The sequence below is a fragment of the Neobacillus sp. S1227 genome, from assembly GCF_055385255.1.
Genome location: NZ_AP038276.1, coordinates 5,586,660 through 5,601,960 on the forward strand (window position 1 = coordinate 5,586,660; position 15,301 = coordinate 5,601,960).

Below are 15,301 nucleotides of genomic sequence, written 5' to 3' on the forward strand. Positions count from 1 at the left end.
AGCCCTCCATAAGGAGAACTGGTCCAGATGCTTTTAATGGCTATTCTTTTATTCCTTAATCACTTTATTCCCGGCTGCTTTTTCCAACCGGTTCATAATGGCATATCCCACGCCTTCATACGGAAACATTTCGCTAAAAATCACATCAACCTGCTGCTCATTGAAACGGCGCAGCACATCGTAGAGCGCTGTAGCGACGGTCTCGAGTTCAGCGCGTCTTCCACAGGTGAGAACGACATCAGCTTGGTACTCGTCCGCATGCTCCTCTGTTGTCAGCACCCCGACCCGCAAGCCTTCCGCCCGTTTTTCGGCAGCAAGCCCCTGCAAAAATTCCCGGGTGCCAGACACCAAATAGAGCGGAGCATTTGGCGCATAGTGGCGATACTTCATGCCCGGTGCCTTCGGTTTGGCCGCTTCATTTTTTAAGGCCGGGTCGATTTGGATCTCGCCGATCACCGCCTCCAGCTGCTCCTTGGTCACGCCGCCCGGTCTTAATATGACCGGTACTGTTTCCGTACAGTCAATGACAGTTGATTCGACACCGACTCCGGTCGGCCCTCCGTCCACCACCCCGGCAATTTTTCCTTCGAGATCATCCAGCACGTGCCCGGCTGATGTCGGGCTTGGTTTCCCCGAGGAGTTCGCACTCGGCGCGGCAATCGGCAGCCCGCAAGTTCTGAGCAGCGCCAGTGCCACCGGGTGGTCCGGCATCCTCACTCCAACCGTCCCGAGGCCCGCGGTCGCTTTTTCCGACAGCACGCCTTCCTTCATTTTAAAAATAATCGTCAACGGACCTGGCCAAAACTTTTCCATCAGGACGGCCGCCTTCTCAGGAACCTCCGCCACAAAACGGTTCAGCTGTTCTTTTTCAGCAATGTGGATAATCAGGGGATTATCCGCCGGCCGCCCCTTTGCAGCAAAAATTTTCGCGACAGCCTCATCATTCTCGGCATTCCCGGCCAATCCATAAACCGTCTCCGTCGGCATCGCAACGACTTCATTTTCCCTTAAAAAATGCGCGGCATCCACAATATGTGGATTACTTTCCAAATTATCCACATACTTATCCACTTTCCAGACTTTTGTGTTCATGTTATCCACCTTCAAAACCTATCTCGTTTTTTATCGAATTTTGACGAATTTCGGCGTATATACTCACATTTTTCGCATGATACGTTTGAAAGTATAAAAGAAGGCAGACCTAAACACAAGTGATATCCACAATTTGTGCATAACTTACCCGAAAAAGTGGATAACTTTGGCGATATATCCACAATATTATATCGTTAGTCTCAAAAACAATGAGTTATCCACATTTAAAACGTGTCGAATGTGTTCAGATTGATAAAACCCGACCGGCAGCTCCCCGCGTCCAATCTTCTCAAACCCCATCAGTTCAAAAAACGGCAACGCCGCCCCTTTATTTGTAGCCAAAAATAAACTGTCCATTCCCTTTTCCTTGGCAAGCTGCACCATTTGGTCAAACAGGACAAAAATTTCCTTTTCGGCCTGCCCCGCTGAGACCACCAGCGAGCGCAGCAGCCCAAACTGCTCACAAACCTCTATTCCCAAAGATCCAACCAGCACTCCCTGCTCGTCCTCTAGCAGCAAAAACCATTCTATCGTTTCTTCAGTGAGTCCATCTGTCCCAAGATTAGCCCTCGTAAGAAAGCTTATCAGCCTGTCCAAATCCCCTTTAGTCGCCTTGCGAATCAACGCCTGCATCCCATCCACCCCATTTTTTCAGATTCTACTCTATGAATATGAAAAAATAGAAAAAGTAGAACAGCTTAGGGATTATTTCTAGCATCTTTTTGATCAGGCAGACCCTGGTGAGAGAGTATGGGGACAACTCCTTTCTATTTTTAGTCAGGAATGCCCTGCTGAACTTTCTATGAAGACACTTCCCTCCGTTTTTCCAGCCGGCCTGTCCTGATGAACCTTCTAGGAGAACATTTCCTCTTAATTTTCCAACCAGGGTATCCAGCCCCCCTCAAAGAGTAACGGGTTCACTTTAGAGGTGCAGCAAAACACACTTGAATTCACAATATGATTCACAGTGCGATTTTTATTGATTTATCACCATTTTAGAGAATTTTAATTACTTATCATTTTCTAATTCACATAGTGGAGGGTGTGTGAATTTTTAAACTCCCCCAACGCATTGAAACATAAGAAGTCTTATCCTTAATTGAGTAACTAGTGGCAATAAAATAAGCGAATATTTTTCCGCTAAATGGAGAATAGAGCTCATTCCGGCGTAAATAAGGGAAGGTTTTTCGCTTAAACAAAGCAAAAGCCCCAATACTGAAGTTTTTTGAGTCAATAGGGGAAATTTCTCCGCTTATTTAAGTTATTCTTGATCTTAATTGCTAATTAAGGGAAATTTCTCCCCTTATTTATCAAACTCTGTTTAATGAACTTGTACACTTACGGTTGCTTTAGTCCAATAAAGAAAATAAGGCTTAGAGATATTTTCATCTCAAAGCCTTTGTGTTGTGAAAGGTTATGTGACTTCCTATGCGGTTAGGGTTGTGATTTACCGTATTGCACCTGGACAAGTATAACTGTTACTCAAAGAGCTGTTAGTTAAAAAGTTTATGGAACATCTCAACCACAAAGAATTTCACCTTAACTGGCTGCTCATCCTCTGAAACGTAAACTGGCTTGTCCTTCTTTACCGGTTTCTTAACCACAATGGCTTCAGCTTTTTCTGAATCCTGCTTCTTCACCACAGCCGTTTCCGTTTTTTCAAAATCCTGGCTCTTCATCACAGGTATATCCTCTTCATCAGTATCGTCAATGCTCGCCTTTTCAAAGTCCGGCTTTGGCACCTTTTTTACCTCAGCATTTTCTTTTCGAATAGCTGCTTCCTTTTTTTCTTCCACAGACTTTGTTTTCACATCAGACCGCTTTTCTTCCACCCGGTCGGCTACAGGAGCTTCCTCTTTCTCTTTCTTTTTCTCTTTCGCTTCAGCAACAGCTGCCGTTTCTTTCTCCTCAAAGCCCTCACTGACCGCAACCCCATTTGAAAAATCTAAGAAGCATAACGGCGGGTACAGCACGCACCACCAGTTTGCCCCTTCACCGGCCCCCAGCGTAATTAACACTGCCTGATACTGTCCTGCAGGATACAAAAACTGCCCGTACAGCTTCGTCGGGAACTGCACTTTTCCGAACTCAACCTTGACCGACTGGTCCGAACCAGACTCACGGACCACTTTTTCCGCAATCCCTTGAATCTCCGGCAGATGACCCTTGATCACCTTGCGAGCCTCTTCCATCGAGGTTAAATCCTGTACCCACAGTGTAATCTGGGCATTGACCGCATCACGAACCTTGCGCTTAATCGCCTGATCCTCTTCAAAATCGCTGTTCGCCAGAATCCTTAAGCGAATCGCCTCCCCCGGAATGACAATCGACTCCTTCTGCGCTGCTTCTGTTTTTGGCATATATAAATTTAGCACTGTCGCTAACGATAAAACCACTAAATATCCCCAAACTAATAGTTTCCCTCTCATCTCTAGCACCGTCCCTTCCCTTTGCCTTACCATTGTGGACAAAATGCCAGAATCTTAAACTATTAAATTTTACTATTTTTAAGTTTTAAAAAAGGCCTCGGGTCCTTAGCCCCCGAAGCCAATCTCCGCAAACACCATTCGGTCCTTGCCGTTAATATCATTCACTACTTCAACCAAAACATTCTCAAATGCTTTTCGAAAAAGCTCCGCTACCGCTTCGCCCTGACCGGCCCCAATTTCGAAACACACCAGCAAGCGCGAAGCGAGCACCTTCGGCAGCTCCACCATAAAGCGGCGGTAAAAATCCAGCCCGTCTTCGCCTGCAAACAAGGCCCGGTGCGGCTCATGCTCCGTCACCACTTCGGACATCTCCTCCATATCAGCAACCGGGATATACGGCGGATTCGACACCACCACATCCAGCTTCTCACCACTCGCCATAAACGGCTGCAGGAGGTCACCCTGGATAAATTGGACATCCGCCTCAAGCTGGCGGGCATTCTCTTTCGCCACCTCTAGAGAGGCTTCAGCAATATCGGTAGCAGTTACTTTTAAAGACGGCTGTTCCAGTTTTAAGCTAATCGCAATGGCTCCGCTGCCCGTTCCAATATCAGCAAGCTTAATTTCCTCACGCCCGTCAAATAGCCGGTGGATCCGCTGCAATGTCCCATAGACCAGCTCCTCTGTCTCCGGCCTTGGAATCAGAACCTCCGGCGTAACGACAAAGGTCCTGCCGTAGAACTCCTCCGTGCCAATAATATATTGCACCGGAATCCCCGCAGCGTGCTCGTGGACTGCTTTTTCAAAAAGCCCCCACACTTCAGGCTCCAGCTCCTCGCGTACATTCGCAAACAGCTGCGACCGGGTCATCCCGGTGAAATGACGAAGCAGCAGCTCCCCTGCATTCTCATCCCGGCCTGCCTCAACTAAAAAAGAAGAAGCCCATTTCAGAGCTTCGAATACTTTTTTACTCATTTGCTGCATTTTCCAATCTTCTTGCTTGGTCATCCAGCACCAATGCCTCGATGATTTCATCCAGCTTGCCCTCAATAATCTGATCAAGCTTTTGGATCGTTAAACCAATCCGGTGGTCAGTCACCCGGTTTTGCGGATAGTTGTATGTGCGGATCCGCTCGGAACGATCACCAGAACCAACCGCCGATTTCCGAACCTGATCATACTCAGCCTGAGCTTCCTGCTGGAACTTATCATAAATACGGGCCCGCAGGATTTTCATGGCCTTGTCTTTGTTCTTGTGCTGGGAACGCTCGTCCTGAGAAGTTGCCACAATACCAGTCGGAATATGTGTTAAACGAACCGCTGACATCGTGGTGTTAACGCTCTGTCCGCCCGCACCGCTCGATGCGAACGTATCAAAACGGATATCTTTATCGTTAATTTCGATATCAAATTCCTCAACTTCTGGAAGCGCAGCAACCGTAGCCGTAGATGTGTGAATCCGGCCGCCAGACTCCGTTTCCGGCACCCGCTGCACCCGGTGTGCACCATTTTCAAATTTCAATTTGGAATAAGCGCCTTGTCCAGTAATCATGAAAATAATCTCTTTAAAGCCGCCAAGACCCGTTTCGTTGGCATCAATGACTTCTGTCTTCCAGCCCTGCGCTTCCGCATAGCGGCTGTACATGCGGTATAGTGTTCCGGCAAACAAAGCCGCCTCTTCGCCGCCCGCTGCCCCGCGGATTTCCATGATAACGTTCTTGTCATCGTTCGGGTCCTTCGGAACGAGCAAGATTTTCAGCTTGCCTTCAAGCTCCTCAACCTGTGCCTCCAGCTCGCTGACCTCTTCCTTAACCATTTCACGCATTTCCGCATCCAACTTGTCCTCAAGCATGGCTTTCGCGTCCTGAAGCTGGGATTTTGCATCCTTGTACTGACGGTACGTTTGCACAGTCTCATGCAGGTCCGCCTGTTCCTTCGAGTAATCACGAAGCTTTTTGGAATCATTTATAATTTCCGGATCACTTAACAGCTCATTGAGCCTTTCATAGCGGTCCTCAACCGATTGTAGACGATCAAACACAGTCATTCACCTCAAATTAAATTCAAAACTTCTATCTAAACACCCGCAACACCGGGCCGAAAATTGTCCATAACATTCTAATTATAGTATAGGTAAAAATCCGCGTCAATGTGATGCATGGGGACGGTTCTCGTGCATCAAAATTATCCAGTGATATGATCAGAATGGATACTCCAGGAAAGTAAAATAGGAAATTTGGAAAGTAATTGCCCCAAAAACGTAAGTAAATTTGCCAAATTGGAAAGTATCCGCCCTGAATTGGAAAGTAAACACCCCATATCGGAAAGTATATCCAAATAGCTGGAAATTAAGATACACGGGCACGATACACGGGGACGGTTCTCATGTCTCAAAATGACTCAAAGAGGTACATAGTAACCCTATTTAATACCAATAAAGATTAGTTCCATTTTTAACTCAATAAAATCCCTCTAAAATCTCTAAATATCCACACATTCCATCAAAAAAACATGCCCTGTCCCCAGAGCATGCCCGTTATCTCCTATCTTCCTGTACACGAACTTCAATATTATAGCGCGGCAGCGCACGCATTAGCTTCTTATGAAGTCTAGCTTCCGCATCCCGTTTGTCCCCGCTGGAAAGCATCCCTTTTTTGTAAACCTTTACCCACATTCTGTCGCCGTTAATCCAAACAGAATCGGTCACAAATTCATGCGTGTCGGCAATCACCTGCTTGGCCTTAGCAATATCGTTGCCCTGATTATTGGCGCCGGCTTCGCTGCCGCTTCCAGTCCCCGTCAGGTCAAGGAAGTTCGGGTTTTGGTTGGTCACATCGTCCTCCACCATATGCTGGTCGTTGATATCGTGATTGGACACCAGATTCCTCGTCTGCCGGTCGCCGCGCAAGTCATTAGCCGCATCATCATCAGCACTGCGGCCATTTTGGCAGCCCGTTGCCAACAAAAGCATGATAACCGCTGCAAACATCCACTTTTTCATCGAATTACACCTCCATGGTACTAGCATGCCCTGCCACACGCACCGGCCCCCGAGTGAATTCTTTCCAACCAAAACAACAAAAGGGTGCCAGGCACCATGCGAACATGGCAACCCTGACACCCTCCAAACCTAAAACCAAACCTAATACAAAAACTTAAACGCCCTCTTCAACCACCGAACGCACCGACGCCGTTTTCGGCACCTCATGATGATGACGGCAGCGCGGTTCATAAGCCTCAGCAGCCCCCACCAAAATAACCGGATCATGGTAAGAAGCCGGACGTCCATCAATCAACCGCTGCGTACGGCTTGCAGGAGAACCGCATACCGCACAGACAGCCTGCAGCTTCGTCACTGACTCGGCAATCGCCATCAACTTCGGCATCTGGCCGAACGCCTCGCCGCGGAAATCCTGATCAAGCCCCGCGACAATTACACGGTGGCCGGAATCCGCCAGCTGCTGCACAACCCGTACAATGCCTTCATCAAAAAACTGCGCCTCATCGATCGCGACAATATCCATATCCGCTTCCACATGATGCAAAATTTCAATCGAATGGGAAATCGGCTTCGCCTCAAAAGAAGTGCCATTATGGGAAACAACAGACTGGTCATGATAGCGATTGTCGATTTTCGGTTTAAATACAGCTATTTTTTGTTTAGCAAACTGAGCACGCCGCACGCGCCGAATTAACTCCTCTGATTTTCCAGAAAACATACTGCCGCAGATAACCTCAACCCATCCGCTTTGCGTCATAACATACATAAACGGCGTCTCCTTCCTAATCACGAAACCATCAATATTTATCATTTACAAAATCATATTTTTTAAAGAAAACTGGCCCATTTGGCGCAGTTGAAAGTTATAATTAGCCAATAAAAAACAGGCAAGCCAATGTTGCATCTTGCCTGTCTTTTGCGCAAATATCAAATTATTATCCCGCTTTAACGCGCAGTAACTCCCTTCGGTCGCAACTGCACGTAAAAGCCCGATAAGTTCAACTAACCATCAGTGGAAACTACGAAGCACGATCAAGCGAAGTTTCCACTGATGGAAGTTTCACATTATTGTTGTGTCTTAAGACCGTATTTTTTGTTGAAACGGTCAACACGTCCGCCAGCTTCAGCGAATTTTTGACGACCAGTGTAGAATGGGTGGCACTCAGAGCAAGTTTCAACGCGGATCTCGTTCTTTACAGAACCGCTCTCGAAAGTGTTGCCGCATGCACACGTCACCTTTACTAATTTATAATTTGGATGAATTCCTGCTTTCATTCTTTTCATCTCCTTCCGCCCTGAATCATTCGAAACAGAGTTATATACAGTGCTTGTCTTAACAAGTCACAGAATTACAAAAAACACACTGACCACATTATAACAGCCAGACTAATTGTTTGCAAGCTGGGATTTTCAGCCTTTTTGAAAAAACAAAACCAAAATATCGGGTTCACTCGAAACCTCGCAACCGTCAAATACCTACGAGCGGCGCGCCTTAAGCTCCTCACCAAGCTGTTCAAAGAACTCCTGATTGGACTTCGTCTGACGCAGCTTTTTCAAGAAGCGCTCGGCAAAATCTGGGGAATCTGACATTGATTTGCGAATCGCCCATAGCTTATCCAAATGATCCTTCGGAATAAGCAGCTCTTCCTTACGAGTACCGGAACGGCGGATATCAAGCGCAGGAAACACACGACGTTCAGCAAGCTGTCTGTCCAGGTGCAATTCCATGTTACCTGTACCTTTAAATTCTTCATAAATGACATCATCCATACGTGAACCAGTATCAACCAGTGCCGTTGCAAGGATCGTCAAGCTGCCGCCCTCTTCAATGTTACGGGCTGCCCCGAAGAAACGCTTCGGACGGTGGAATGCAGCTGGGTCAATACCACCGGACAACGTCCGGCCGCTTGGCGGAATCACCAGGTTGTAAGCACGCGCCAAACGCGTGATACTATCCATCAAAATGACAACATCGCGTTTGTGCTCAACTAAACGCATTGCCCGGTCCAGCACAAGCTCAGCGACCTTGATGTGGTTTTCGGGCACCTCATCAAACGTCGAGCTGACTACATCACCAGCAACGGAACGCTCAATATCAGTAACCTCTTCCGGACGCTCGTCGATCAACAGCACGATCAACTCGACATCAGGGTGGTTTGTGGTAACGCTGTTGGCGATTTCTTTTAACAGCATTGTCTTACCAGCTTTCGGAGGCGCAACAATCAGACCACGCTGGCCAAAACCAACTGGTGCCACAAGGTCCATAATCCGGGTTGATAAATGCTTCTGCGTTGTTTCGAGATTCATCATCCGATTCGGATATAAAGGCGTTAACGCCGGGAAGTAAACGCGTTCCTTCGCAGATTCAGGGTCTTCACCGTTCACTGCTTCTACGTGCAGGAGACCGAAATAACGCTCATTTTCCTTTGGCGGACGAACCTTTCCGGACACCTTGTCCCCGTTGCGAAGGTCAAAGCGGCGAATTTGCGATGCTGAAATATAAATATCTTCCGAGCTTGGCGAATAGTTAATCGGACGCAGAAAGCCGAAGCCTTCTGACTGAATGATTTCCAGCACGCCTTCCATGAAGAAATAGCCCTGCTGCTCAGCACGGGATTTTAATATTGCGAAAATTAATTCTTTTTTCGTTAATTTGCTGTAATAGGTCACTTTATATTCGCGCGCAAGCTCATAAAGCTCCTTCAGCTTCATATTTTCTAAACTTGAAATCGTTAAATCCAATGTGTACACCACTCTTTTAAATTTTTCCTTCATCACCGCTTAACAGTTCGAGCGAGAAATGATAGTAAGATAATAGATTTGAGGAAATGAATAGAAGTTGGTAGAAATGAATAGATTGGCAGAAAACTTGCATGATAAAACAATTTCTATTTTACCCTCTCAGCAAAAAGTTAATCAACTTATTTTTCAAACATCCCTTAATGGAAATATTTTCTGGAAGGAATCCTCATGGAGAATGGGGAGTTTTCTGCAAATTTCGGGTGGTGGAAGGCACCACCCGATGTTCGCTACCTATAATACTAAATTTGGTTTTTTGTTTAGGCTATGCCGGCCGTCGATGAAACGAACAGTTCCAGACTTTGCCCGCATAACAACTGAATGGGTCGATGCGTGTGAGCCCTTGAACTGGACACCGCGCAACAGTTCCCCATCCGTTACGCCTGTTGCTGTAAAAATAGCGTCGTCGCCTTTGACCAAATCCTCCATGCGGAGAATGCGGCTTACGTCTAAGCCCATTTTTTTGCAGCGTTCAAGCTCAGCATCATTTTGCGGCAGCAATTTGCCGATCAGTTCACCGCCGAGGCATTTCAAGGCAACAGCTGAAATAACACCCTCCGGTGCACCGCCTGAGCCGAATAAAATATCCACACCAGTATTATCAAAAGCAGTATTGATGGCCCCAGCCACATCACCGTCATTAATTAGTTTAATGCGGGCACCTGCTTCACGAATCTGGGCAATGATATGCTCGTGGCGCTTACGGTTTAGAACAGTTGCAACCACGTCTTGAATATCTTTATTCTTTGCTTTTGCTACAGCCTTCAGGTTATCAATGACAGGAGCATCGATATCAATTAAGCCAACTGCTTCTGGCCCAACTGCAATTTTTTCCATATACATATCCGGAGCATGGAGCAGGCAGCCATGGTCAGCCACAGCGAGAACAGCTAAGGCATTCCAGCCGCCTGATGCCAAAATATTGGTTCCTTCAAGCGGGTCAACGGCGACATCGACACGAGGTCCGTAGCCATTCCCAAGCTTTTCGCCAATATAAAGCATTGGTGCTTCGTCCATTTCTCCTTCACCGATGACAACGGTTCCTTTCATCGGAATCGTATCAAACACATCGCGCATCGCCGAAGTGGCTGCTCCGTCTGCTTCGTCTTTTTTGCCGCGGCCCATCCATCGTGCGGAAGCAAGCGCTGCTGCTTCAGTTACACGGACAAGCTCCATCGTTAAACTTCTTTCCATTGTTCTCCATCCCCCATTTTTTTCTGATGAGACTTCGTTCATTCTTAAGTAGATCTCATTAGGTGTTTTTAAGATGCTCTAATTCTTCCTGTGTCAATGCCTCCCGCCAAACGGTGGCTCCGAGGCCGTTTAATTTCTCAACTAGATTGCTGTAGCCGCGGTCGATGTGGTCGAGACCGGTTACTTCGGTGATTCCTTCCGCCATCAGACCGGCAATGAACAGCGCCGCTCCGGCACGGAGGTCGCTTGCCTTGACTTTGGCGCCGTGGAGCTGAATAGGTCCGTTAATAATAGCAGAACGTCCTTCCACTTTAATGTTGGCGTTCATTCTTCTTAACTCATCAATATGCTTAAACCGGGCACCATAAATAGTGTCAGTTACCACACTTGAGCCCGCTGCCTTTGTTAACAGCGCCGTAAACGGCTGCTGCAGATCGGTTGGAAAGCCCGGATAAACAAGTGTTTTGATATCGACAGCTTTCAGGTTCGAAGGGCCATCGACAAACACCTGATCATCACCGGATTCAATTTTCACACCCATTTCGCGCAGCTTGGCAATCAACGATTCCAAGTGCTGGGGAATCACGTTATCAATCAACACGCCCTCGCCCATTGCCGCACCAAGAATCATATAGGTACCGGCCTCAATCCGGTCTGGAATGATCGTATGGCGGCAGCCGTGGAGGCTGTCCACCCCGTCAATCCGGATGACATCGGTTCCGGCCCCTTTGATTTTCGCACCCATATTCGTGAGCAGGGTCGCAACATCAATGATTTCCGGCTCTTTGGCGGCGTTTTCAATTATCGTCCTGCCTTTTGCCCTTACCGCTGCCAGCATGATATTGATTGTTGCTCCGACACTGACCACGTCCAGATAAATCCGGGCGCCGCGAAGCTCGTCCGCGCGCAGATAAATAGCTCCCTGCTCGTTGGTGATTTGAGCACCAAGCGCTTCAAAGCCTTTGATATGCTGGTCAATCGGTCTTGGACCCAAGTGACAGCCGCCAGGCAGACCAATTACTGCCTTTTTGAAACGGCCGAGCATCGCGCCCATTAAATAATAGGAAGCACGCAACTTCTTAACCTTGCCGTTTGGCAGCGGCATCGAAATCATCCTCGATGGGTCAACTGTCATTTCGTCGTCTGTAATATGAACTTTGCCGCCGATTTCCTCCAGCAAGTCCTTTAAAATTTCAACATCAGAAATATCAGGCAGTCCTTCGATTGTAACGGGTGATTCTGCTAAAATCGTCGCAGGTATCAGGGCAACGGCGCTATTTTTAGCACCGCTGACCCTTACACTGCCCTTTAATGGATATCCGCCCGCAATTTTAAGTTTTTCCATTTTCGACTCCCTTCTAAGCCTATGTAAAAATTGATTTATCGATTGAATGGATGGTACTTTTTTAACCGAGACGCAAATCTGTTTTTTTGATTTTTCATACCGAGCTTTTCTAGCAGACTGCCCGAAAAAAAGCACCTTTAAACCAAAATTAGGCTTCAGGTATATTTTTCCAACATTATAAGTCAAATTCCGACAGATTGTCTAATTTATAGTTTACACGAAAATTATATTTTCATGTATGACAAATAAAAAAATTTACACGAAAATGGAAAAACCACAGAACGATTATGCCTGTTTACAGGGATTCCAGCATCCTCTAGTGGCAGAAATTCCCTCAAAAATCTTACGCTTCTTGGCGGTTATTCCAATCCTTCAAGAAAGCTTCAATCCCTTTATCTGTTAGTGGGTGCTGGGTAAGTCCCATCAATACTTTGTAAGGAATGGTCGCGATATGTGCACCTCTTAATGCTGCCTCCGTAACATGCAGCGGGTGGCGAATAGATGCCGCGATGATTTCTGTTTTAATGTCATGAACGGCAAAAATTTCAGCAATCGTGGAAATTAAATCTAAGCCGTTCTGGCCGATATCATCTAGTCTTCCCAAGAATGGAGATACATAGGTTGCGCCGGCGCGGGCAGCAAGCAGGGCTTGGTTCGCGTTGAAGATTAACGTTACGTTTGTTTTGATGCCTTCTTTTGAAAAAGCATGGACTGCTTTCAGGCCGTCCATTGTCATTGGCACTTTAACGGTGATATTTGGGGCAATTGCAGCAAGCTCACGACCTTCTTTAATCATGCCTTCTGCATCAAGAGCGATTACTTCTGCGCTAACAGAACCAGGAACAAGAGCGGTAATTTCTTTTAAACGATCGTGAAAAGAAACGCCTTTTTCTTTTGCTACAAGGGATGGGTTTGTCGTTACCCCTGCTAATAAACCAAGGTCATGCGCTTCGCGGATTTCTTCCAAGTTGGCTGTATCAATAAAAAATTTCATGTTGCCTTTCCTCCATTTTCGCCTAAATTTTCGATATACTTTGAACACACTGAAACCGCCCTACTGTTAGGGCGGTTCTATTTTATCATAACTGCAAAAAACTACAAAAAAGCGCTCTTAGGCTTTGCCTGAAGAACCGAATTCCCGCATTTTGCCAATTACGGTTTCTTTGATGGCATCGCGAGCAGGGCCTAAGTATTTGCGTGGGTCATATTCATTTGGTTTTTCCGCTAATACTTGACGAACGACTTTCGCAGAAGCGATTTGGTTCTCAGTATTCACGTTAATTTTTGCAGTACCAAGAGAAACTGCTCTTTGGATATCCTTTGTTGGGATTCCAGTACCGCCGTGAAGCACTAATGGCACCCCAGTCAGGTTGCCGATTTCTTCCATTTCCTTAAAACCAAGGTTTGGTTCGCCTTTGTATGGTCCGTGTACAGATCCAAGTGCTGGTGCAAGTGTATCAATACCAGTACGTTTTACAAGCTCCACACATTCCTGGGCGTCAGCATAGATAATACTGCCGGAAACATCGTCTTCTTGTCCGCCAACAGTTCCCAATTCTGCCTCAACAGAAACACCTCTAGCATGGGCATATTCTACTACTTTAGAAGTGATTTCAATGTTTTCTTCAAATGGATGGTGGGAAGCGTCGATCATAACAGAAGTGAAGCCGGCGTCAATTGCTTCTTTACATTTTTCAAAGCTTGAACCGTGGTCAAGGTGGATTGCCACTGGAACCGTAATTTTATAATCTTCCATTAATCCTTCTACCATTTTCACAACGGTCTTGAATCCGCCGATATAGCGGCCAGCACCTTCAGAAACGCCAAGAATAACTGGAGATTTTTCAGCTTCAGCAGCTAGTAGAATAGCTTGAGTGAATTCTAAGTTATTGATGTTAAATTGCCCAACAGCATAGCCTTCTGCTTTCCCTTTGTTGAGCATTTCTGTCATGGAAACTAATGGCATATCTCTTCCTCCTTAAATTCGGTCGGTATCTTTTGGAAATGAGTAATCCATATAAATTTTTCCCATCATATGGCTGAATATGTATCCTTGCCAAAAGATAACAGCCAATCAAATTTCACTATGTATCATATCAAAAGAACGTAAGAATTGCTATTAATCTAACAGCGTTTTGTAAAAGTGTCATAATGAAAACGCCGTCATTCCACTATACGAAAAAAAGCAAACGATAACGTTGCTTCTTTTCATAAAAATATATTAATTCGCTTTTTGCGGGATATGTTTTCTGACGGCAGCGCGGATGTCGTCAATGTCAAACGGCTTGGCAAAGTGGGTGATGGCGCCAAGGTCTTTTGCTTCCTGAATCATATCAAGTTCACCGTAGGCGGTCATGATAATGACGCGAATGTCCGGGTCGATCACTTTCATTCTTTTTAAAATTTCAATCCCGTCCATGCCTGGAATTTTCATATCCAACAGCACGAGGTCCGGGTCATGTGTTTTCACAATCTCCAGTGCCTGCACTCCGTTGGCAGCCTGAAAGGTCTGATACCCTTCTTTTTGAAAAACCTCGTTCAATAAAATGCGGATTCCAAACTGGTCGTCAACGATTAAAATTTTCTCCTTCATTCTACCACCTCTTCCCTCATTTAATAGACTCATTATGTATATATCATTATTAAATTCTCCCCCTTGAAGAAAAAATCCTGCTTTATTTTTAGAAACCGATCATGTTATTTTATGGAAATTTATTTATTTTGGTCATTTTCTTAAAAAAGTCTATAATATTAGTGCAAATGAGGAGGGTTTCTATGTTAAAAATGTTCACTACTCAATTAATGGGTTTATTTAAAAGAATAGAGGAAAAAGAAGAGTTTGCGTTTGAGGATGCGGCCCGCCTGCTTGCCCAGGCCCCTGTCGGCGACGGCTCTATTTATATTTATGGCGAGAAGGAAATGCAGGCTGTGGCAGCGGAAGCCGTGAATGGTGCTGAGCCTTTAAAATCAGCGGAAGCTTTGTCTATGGAATCTGCAGCTGAACTGGATATCGCTGACCGTGTGTTGATTTTCGCGCGGACTTCTGCGGATGAGGCTGCCCTGTCAATCGCGGCACAGCTTCAGGAAAAAGGAATTCCGTTTGTAGCAGTTTCGACTGTGATGGATGATTCTACGAGCGGGCTAGCCGAAATGGCTGATGTTCATATTGATTTGCGGCTGACAAAAGGCTTGCTGCCGGACGAGTTCGGGAACCGAATTGGGTATCCATCCTCAATGGCTGCCTTGTTTGTATACTATGGATTGAAATTTACGATCGAAGAAATATTAGCGGAATACGAAATGTAATCGAAACGGCCTTTGTAATGAGGGCCGTTTTGATTTACTCGCCTATAGTTGAAATTTACTCGTCAGAATTCATGATTTACTCGCCCATCTTTGACTTTTACTCGTCTAAATTCCCGATTTACTCGCCAACCGCCG

15 protein-coding genes are annotated in these 15,301 nt (G+C 46.1%); 1 reads left to right on the forward strand and 14 read right to left on the reverse strand.

Features of this window, described 5'->3' with window-relative positions:
- Nucleotides 1–48: 48 nt before the first annotated feature.
- The 14 genes from ACZ5AE_RS27735 to ACZ5AE_RS27800 all read right to left on the reverse strand — a co-directional run bounded on the left by ACZ5AE_RS27735 (nucleotide 49) and on the right by ACZ5AE_RS27800 (nucleotide 14,453).
- Nucleotides 49–1,092 (reverse strand): L-threonylcarbamoyladenylate synthase, encoded by a 1,044-nt coding sequence (locus ACZ5AE_RS27735; RefSeq protein ID WP_464568062.1) that lies wholly within the window; start codon nucleotides 1,090–1,092, stop codon nucleotides 49–51.
- Nucleotides 1,093–1,278: 186 nt separating this feature from the next.
- The gene (locus tag ACZ5AE_RS27740; protein ID WP_464568064.1) at nucleotides 1,279–1,725 is read right to left on the reverse strand and encodes a GNAT family N-acetyltransferase; all 447 of its coding nucleotides are present in this window, start codon (nucleotides 1,723–1,725) and stop codon (nucleotides 1,279–1,281) included.
- Nucleotides 1,726–2,585: 860 nt separating this feature from the next.
- Nucleotides 2,586–3,521, reverse strand: coding sequence for a stage II sporulation protein R (gene spoIIR, locus ACZ5AE_RS27745; protein ID WP_464568066.1), 936 nt, complete (start codon nucleotides 3,519–3,521; stop codon nucleotides 2,586–2,588).
- A 105-nt stretch (nucleotides 3,522–3,626) separates the two neighbouring features.
- Nucleotides 3,627–4,496 carry a peptide chain release factor N(5)-glutamine methyltransferase gene (prmC, locus tag ACZ5AE_RS27750; protein WP_464573748.1) on the reverse strand — a complete coding sequence of 290 codons (870 nt, stop codon included), beginning with the start codon at nucleotides 4,494–4,496 and terminating at the stop codon, nucleotides 3,627–3,629.
- Nucleotides 4,489–5,562: a peptide chain release factor 1 gene (gene prfA, locus ACZ5AE_RS27755; protein WP_464568068.1), complete on the reverse strand. Its 1,074-nt coding sequence runs from the start codon at nucleotides 5,560–5,562 to the stop codon at nucleotides 4,489–4,491. Before prfA ends, prmC begins: the two co-directional genes overlap by 8 nt.
- 495 nt (nucleotides 5,563–6,057) lie before the next feature.
- Nucleotides 6,058–6,549 (reverse strand): hypothetical protein, encoded by a 492-nt coding sequence (locus ACZ5AE_RS27760; RefSeq protein WP_464568070.1) that lies wholly within the window; start codon nucleotides 6,547–6,549, stop codon nucleotides 6,058–6,060.
- Between the two features lie 127 nt (nucleotides 6,550–6,676).
- Nucleotides 6,677–7,288, reverse strand: a complete 612-nt coding sequence (locus ACZ5AE_RS27765) for a thymidine kinase (protein ID WP_464573749.1) — start codon at nucleotides 7,286–7,288, stop codon at nucleotides 6,677–6,679.
- A gap of 299 nt (nucleotides 7,289–7,587) precedes the next feature.
- Nucleotides 7,588–7,797: a 50S ribosomal protein L31 gene (rpmE, locus tag ACZ5AE_RS27770; protein WP_464568072.1), complete on the reverse strand. Its 210-nt coding sequence runs from the start codon at nucleotides 7,795–7,797 to the stop codon at nucleotides 7,588–7,590.
- Between the two features lie 201 nt (nucleotides 7,798–7,998).
- Entirely contained in the window at nucleotides 7,999–9,264 is a 1,266-nt protein-coding gene (rho, locus tag ACZ5AE_RS27775) for a transcription termination factor Rho (protein WP_464573750.1), read from the reverse strand.
- Between the two features lie 291 nt (nucleotides 9,265–9,555).
- Nucleotides 9,556–10,515, reverse strand: a complete 960-nt coding sequence (glpX, locus tag ACZ5AE_RS27780) for a class II fructose-bisphosphatase (RefSeq protein ID WP_464568074.1) — start codon at nucleotides 10,513–10,515, stop codon at nucleotides 9,556–9,558.
- 58 nt (nucleotides 10,516–10,573) lie between these two features.
- Nucleotides 10,574–11,860 (reverse strand): UDP-N-acetylglucosamine 1-carboxyvinyltransferase, encoded by a 1,287-nt coding sequence (locus ACZ5AE_RS27785; protein ID WP_464568076.1) that lies wholly within the window; start codon nucleotides 11,858–11,860, stop codon nucleotides 10,574–10,576.
- A gap of 343 nt (nucleotides 11,861–12,203) precedes the next feature.
- The gene (gene fsa, locus ACZ5AE_RS27790) at nucleotides 12,204–12,854 is read right to left on the reverse strand and encodes a fructose-6-phosphate aldolase (RefSeq protein WP_464568078.1); all 651 of its coding nucleotides are present in this window, start codon (nucleotides 12,852–12,854) and stop codon (nucleotides 12,204–12,206) included.
- 117 nt (nucleotides 12,855–12,971) lie between these two features.
- Nucleotides 12,972–13,826, reverse strand: a complete 855-nt coding sequence (locus tag ACZ5AE_RS27795) for a class II fructose-bisphosphate aldolase (protein ID WP_464568080.1) — start codon at nucleotides 13,824–13,826, stop codon at nucleotides 12,972–12,974.
- A gap of 255 nt (nucleotides 13,827–14,081) precedes the next feature.
- Nucleotides 14,082–14,453, reverse strand: a complete 372-nt coding sequence (locus ACZ5AE_RS27800) for a response regulator (protein ID WP_464568082.1) — start codon at nucleotides 14,451–14,453, stop codon at nucleotides 14,082–14,084.
- Between the two features lie 182 nt (nucleotides 14,454–14,635).
- Between ACZ5AE_RS27800 and ACZ5AE_RS27805 the strand changes: the two genes are divergently transcribed.
- Nucleotides 14,636–15,166, forward strand: coding sequence for a DUF2529 domain-containing protein (locus ACZ5AE_RS27805; protein WP_464568084.1), 531 nt, complete (start codon nucleotides 14,636–14,638; stop codon nucleotides 15,164–15,166).
- The last annotated feature ends 135 nt before the right edge of the window (nucleotides 15,167–15,301 follow it).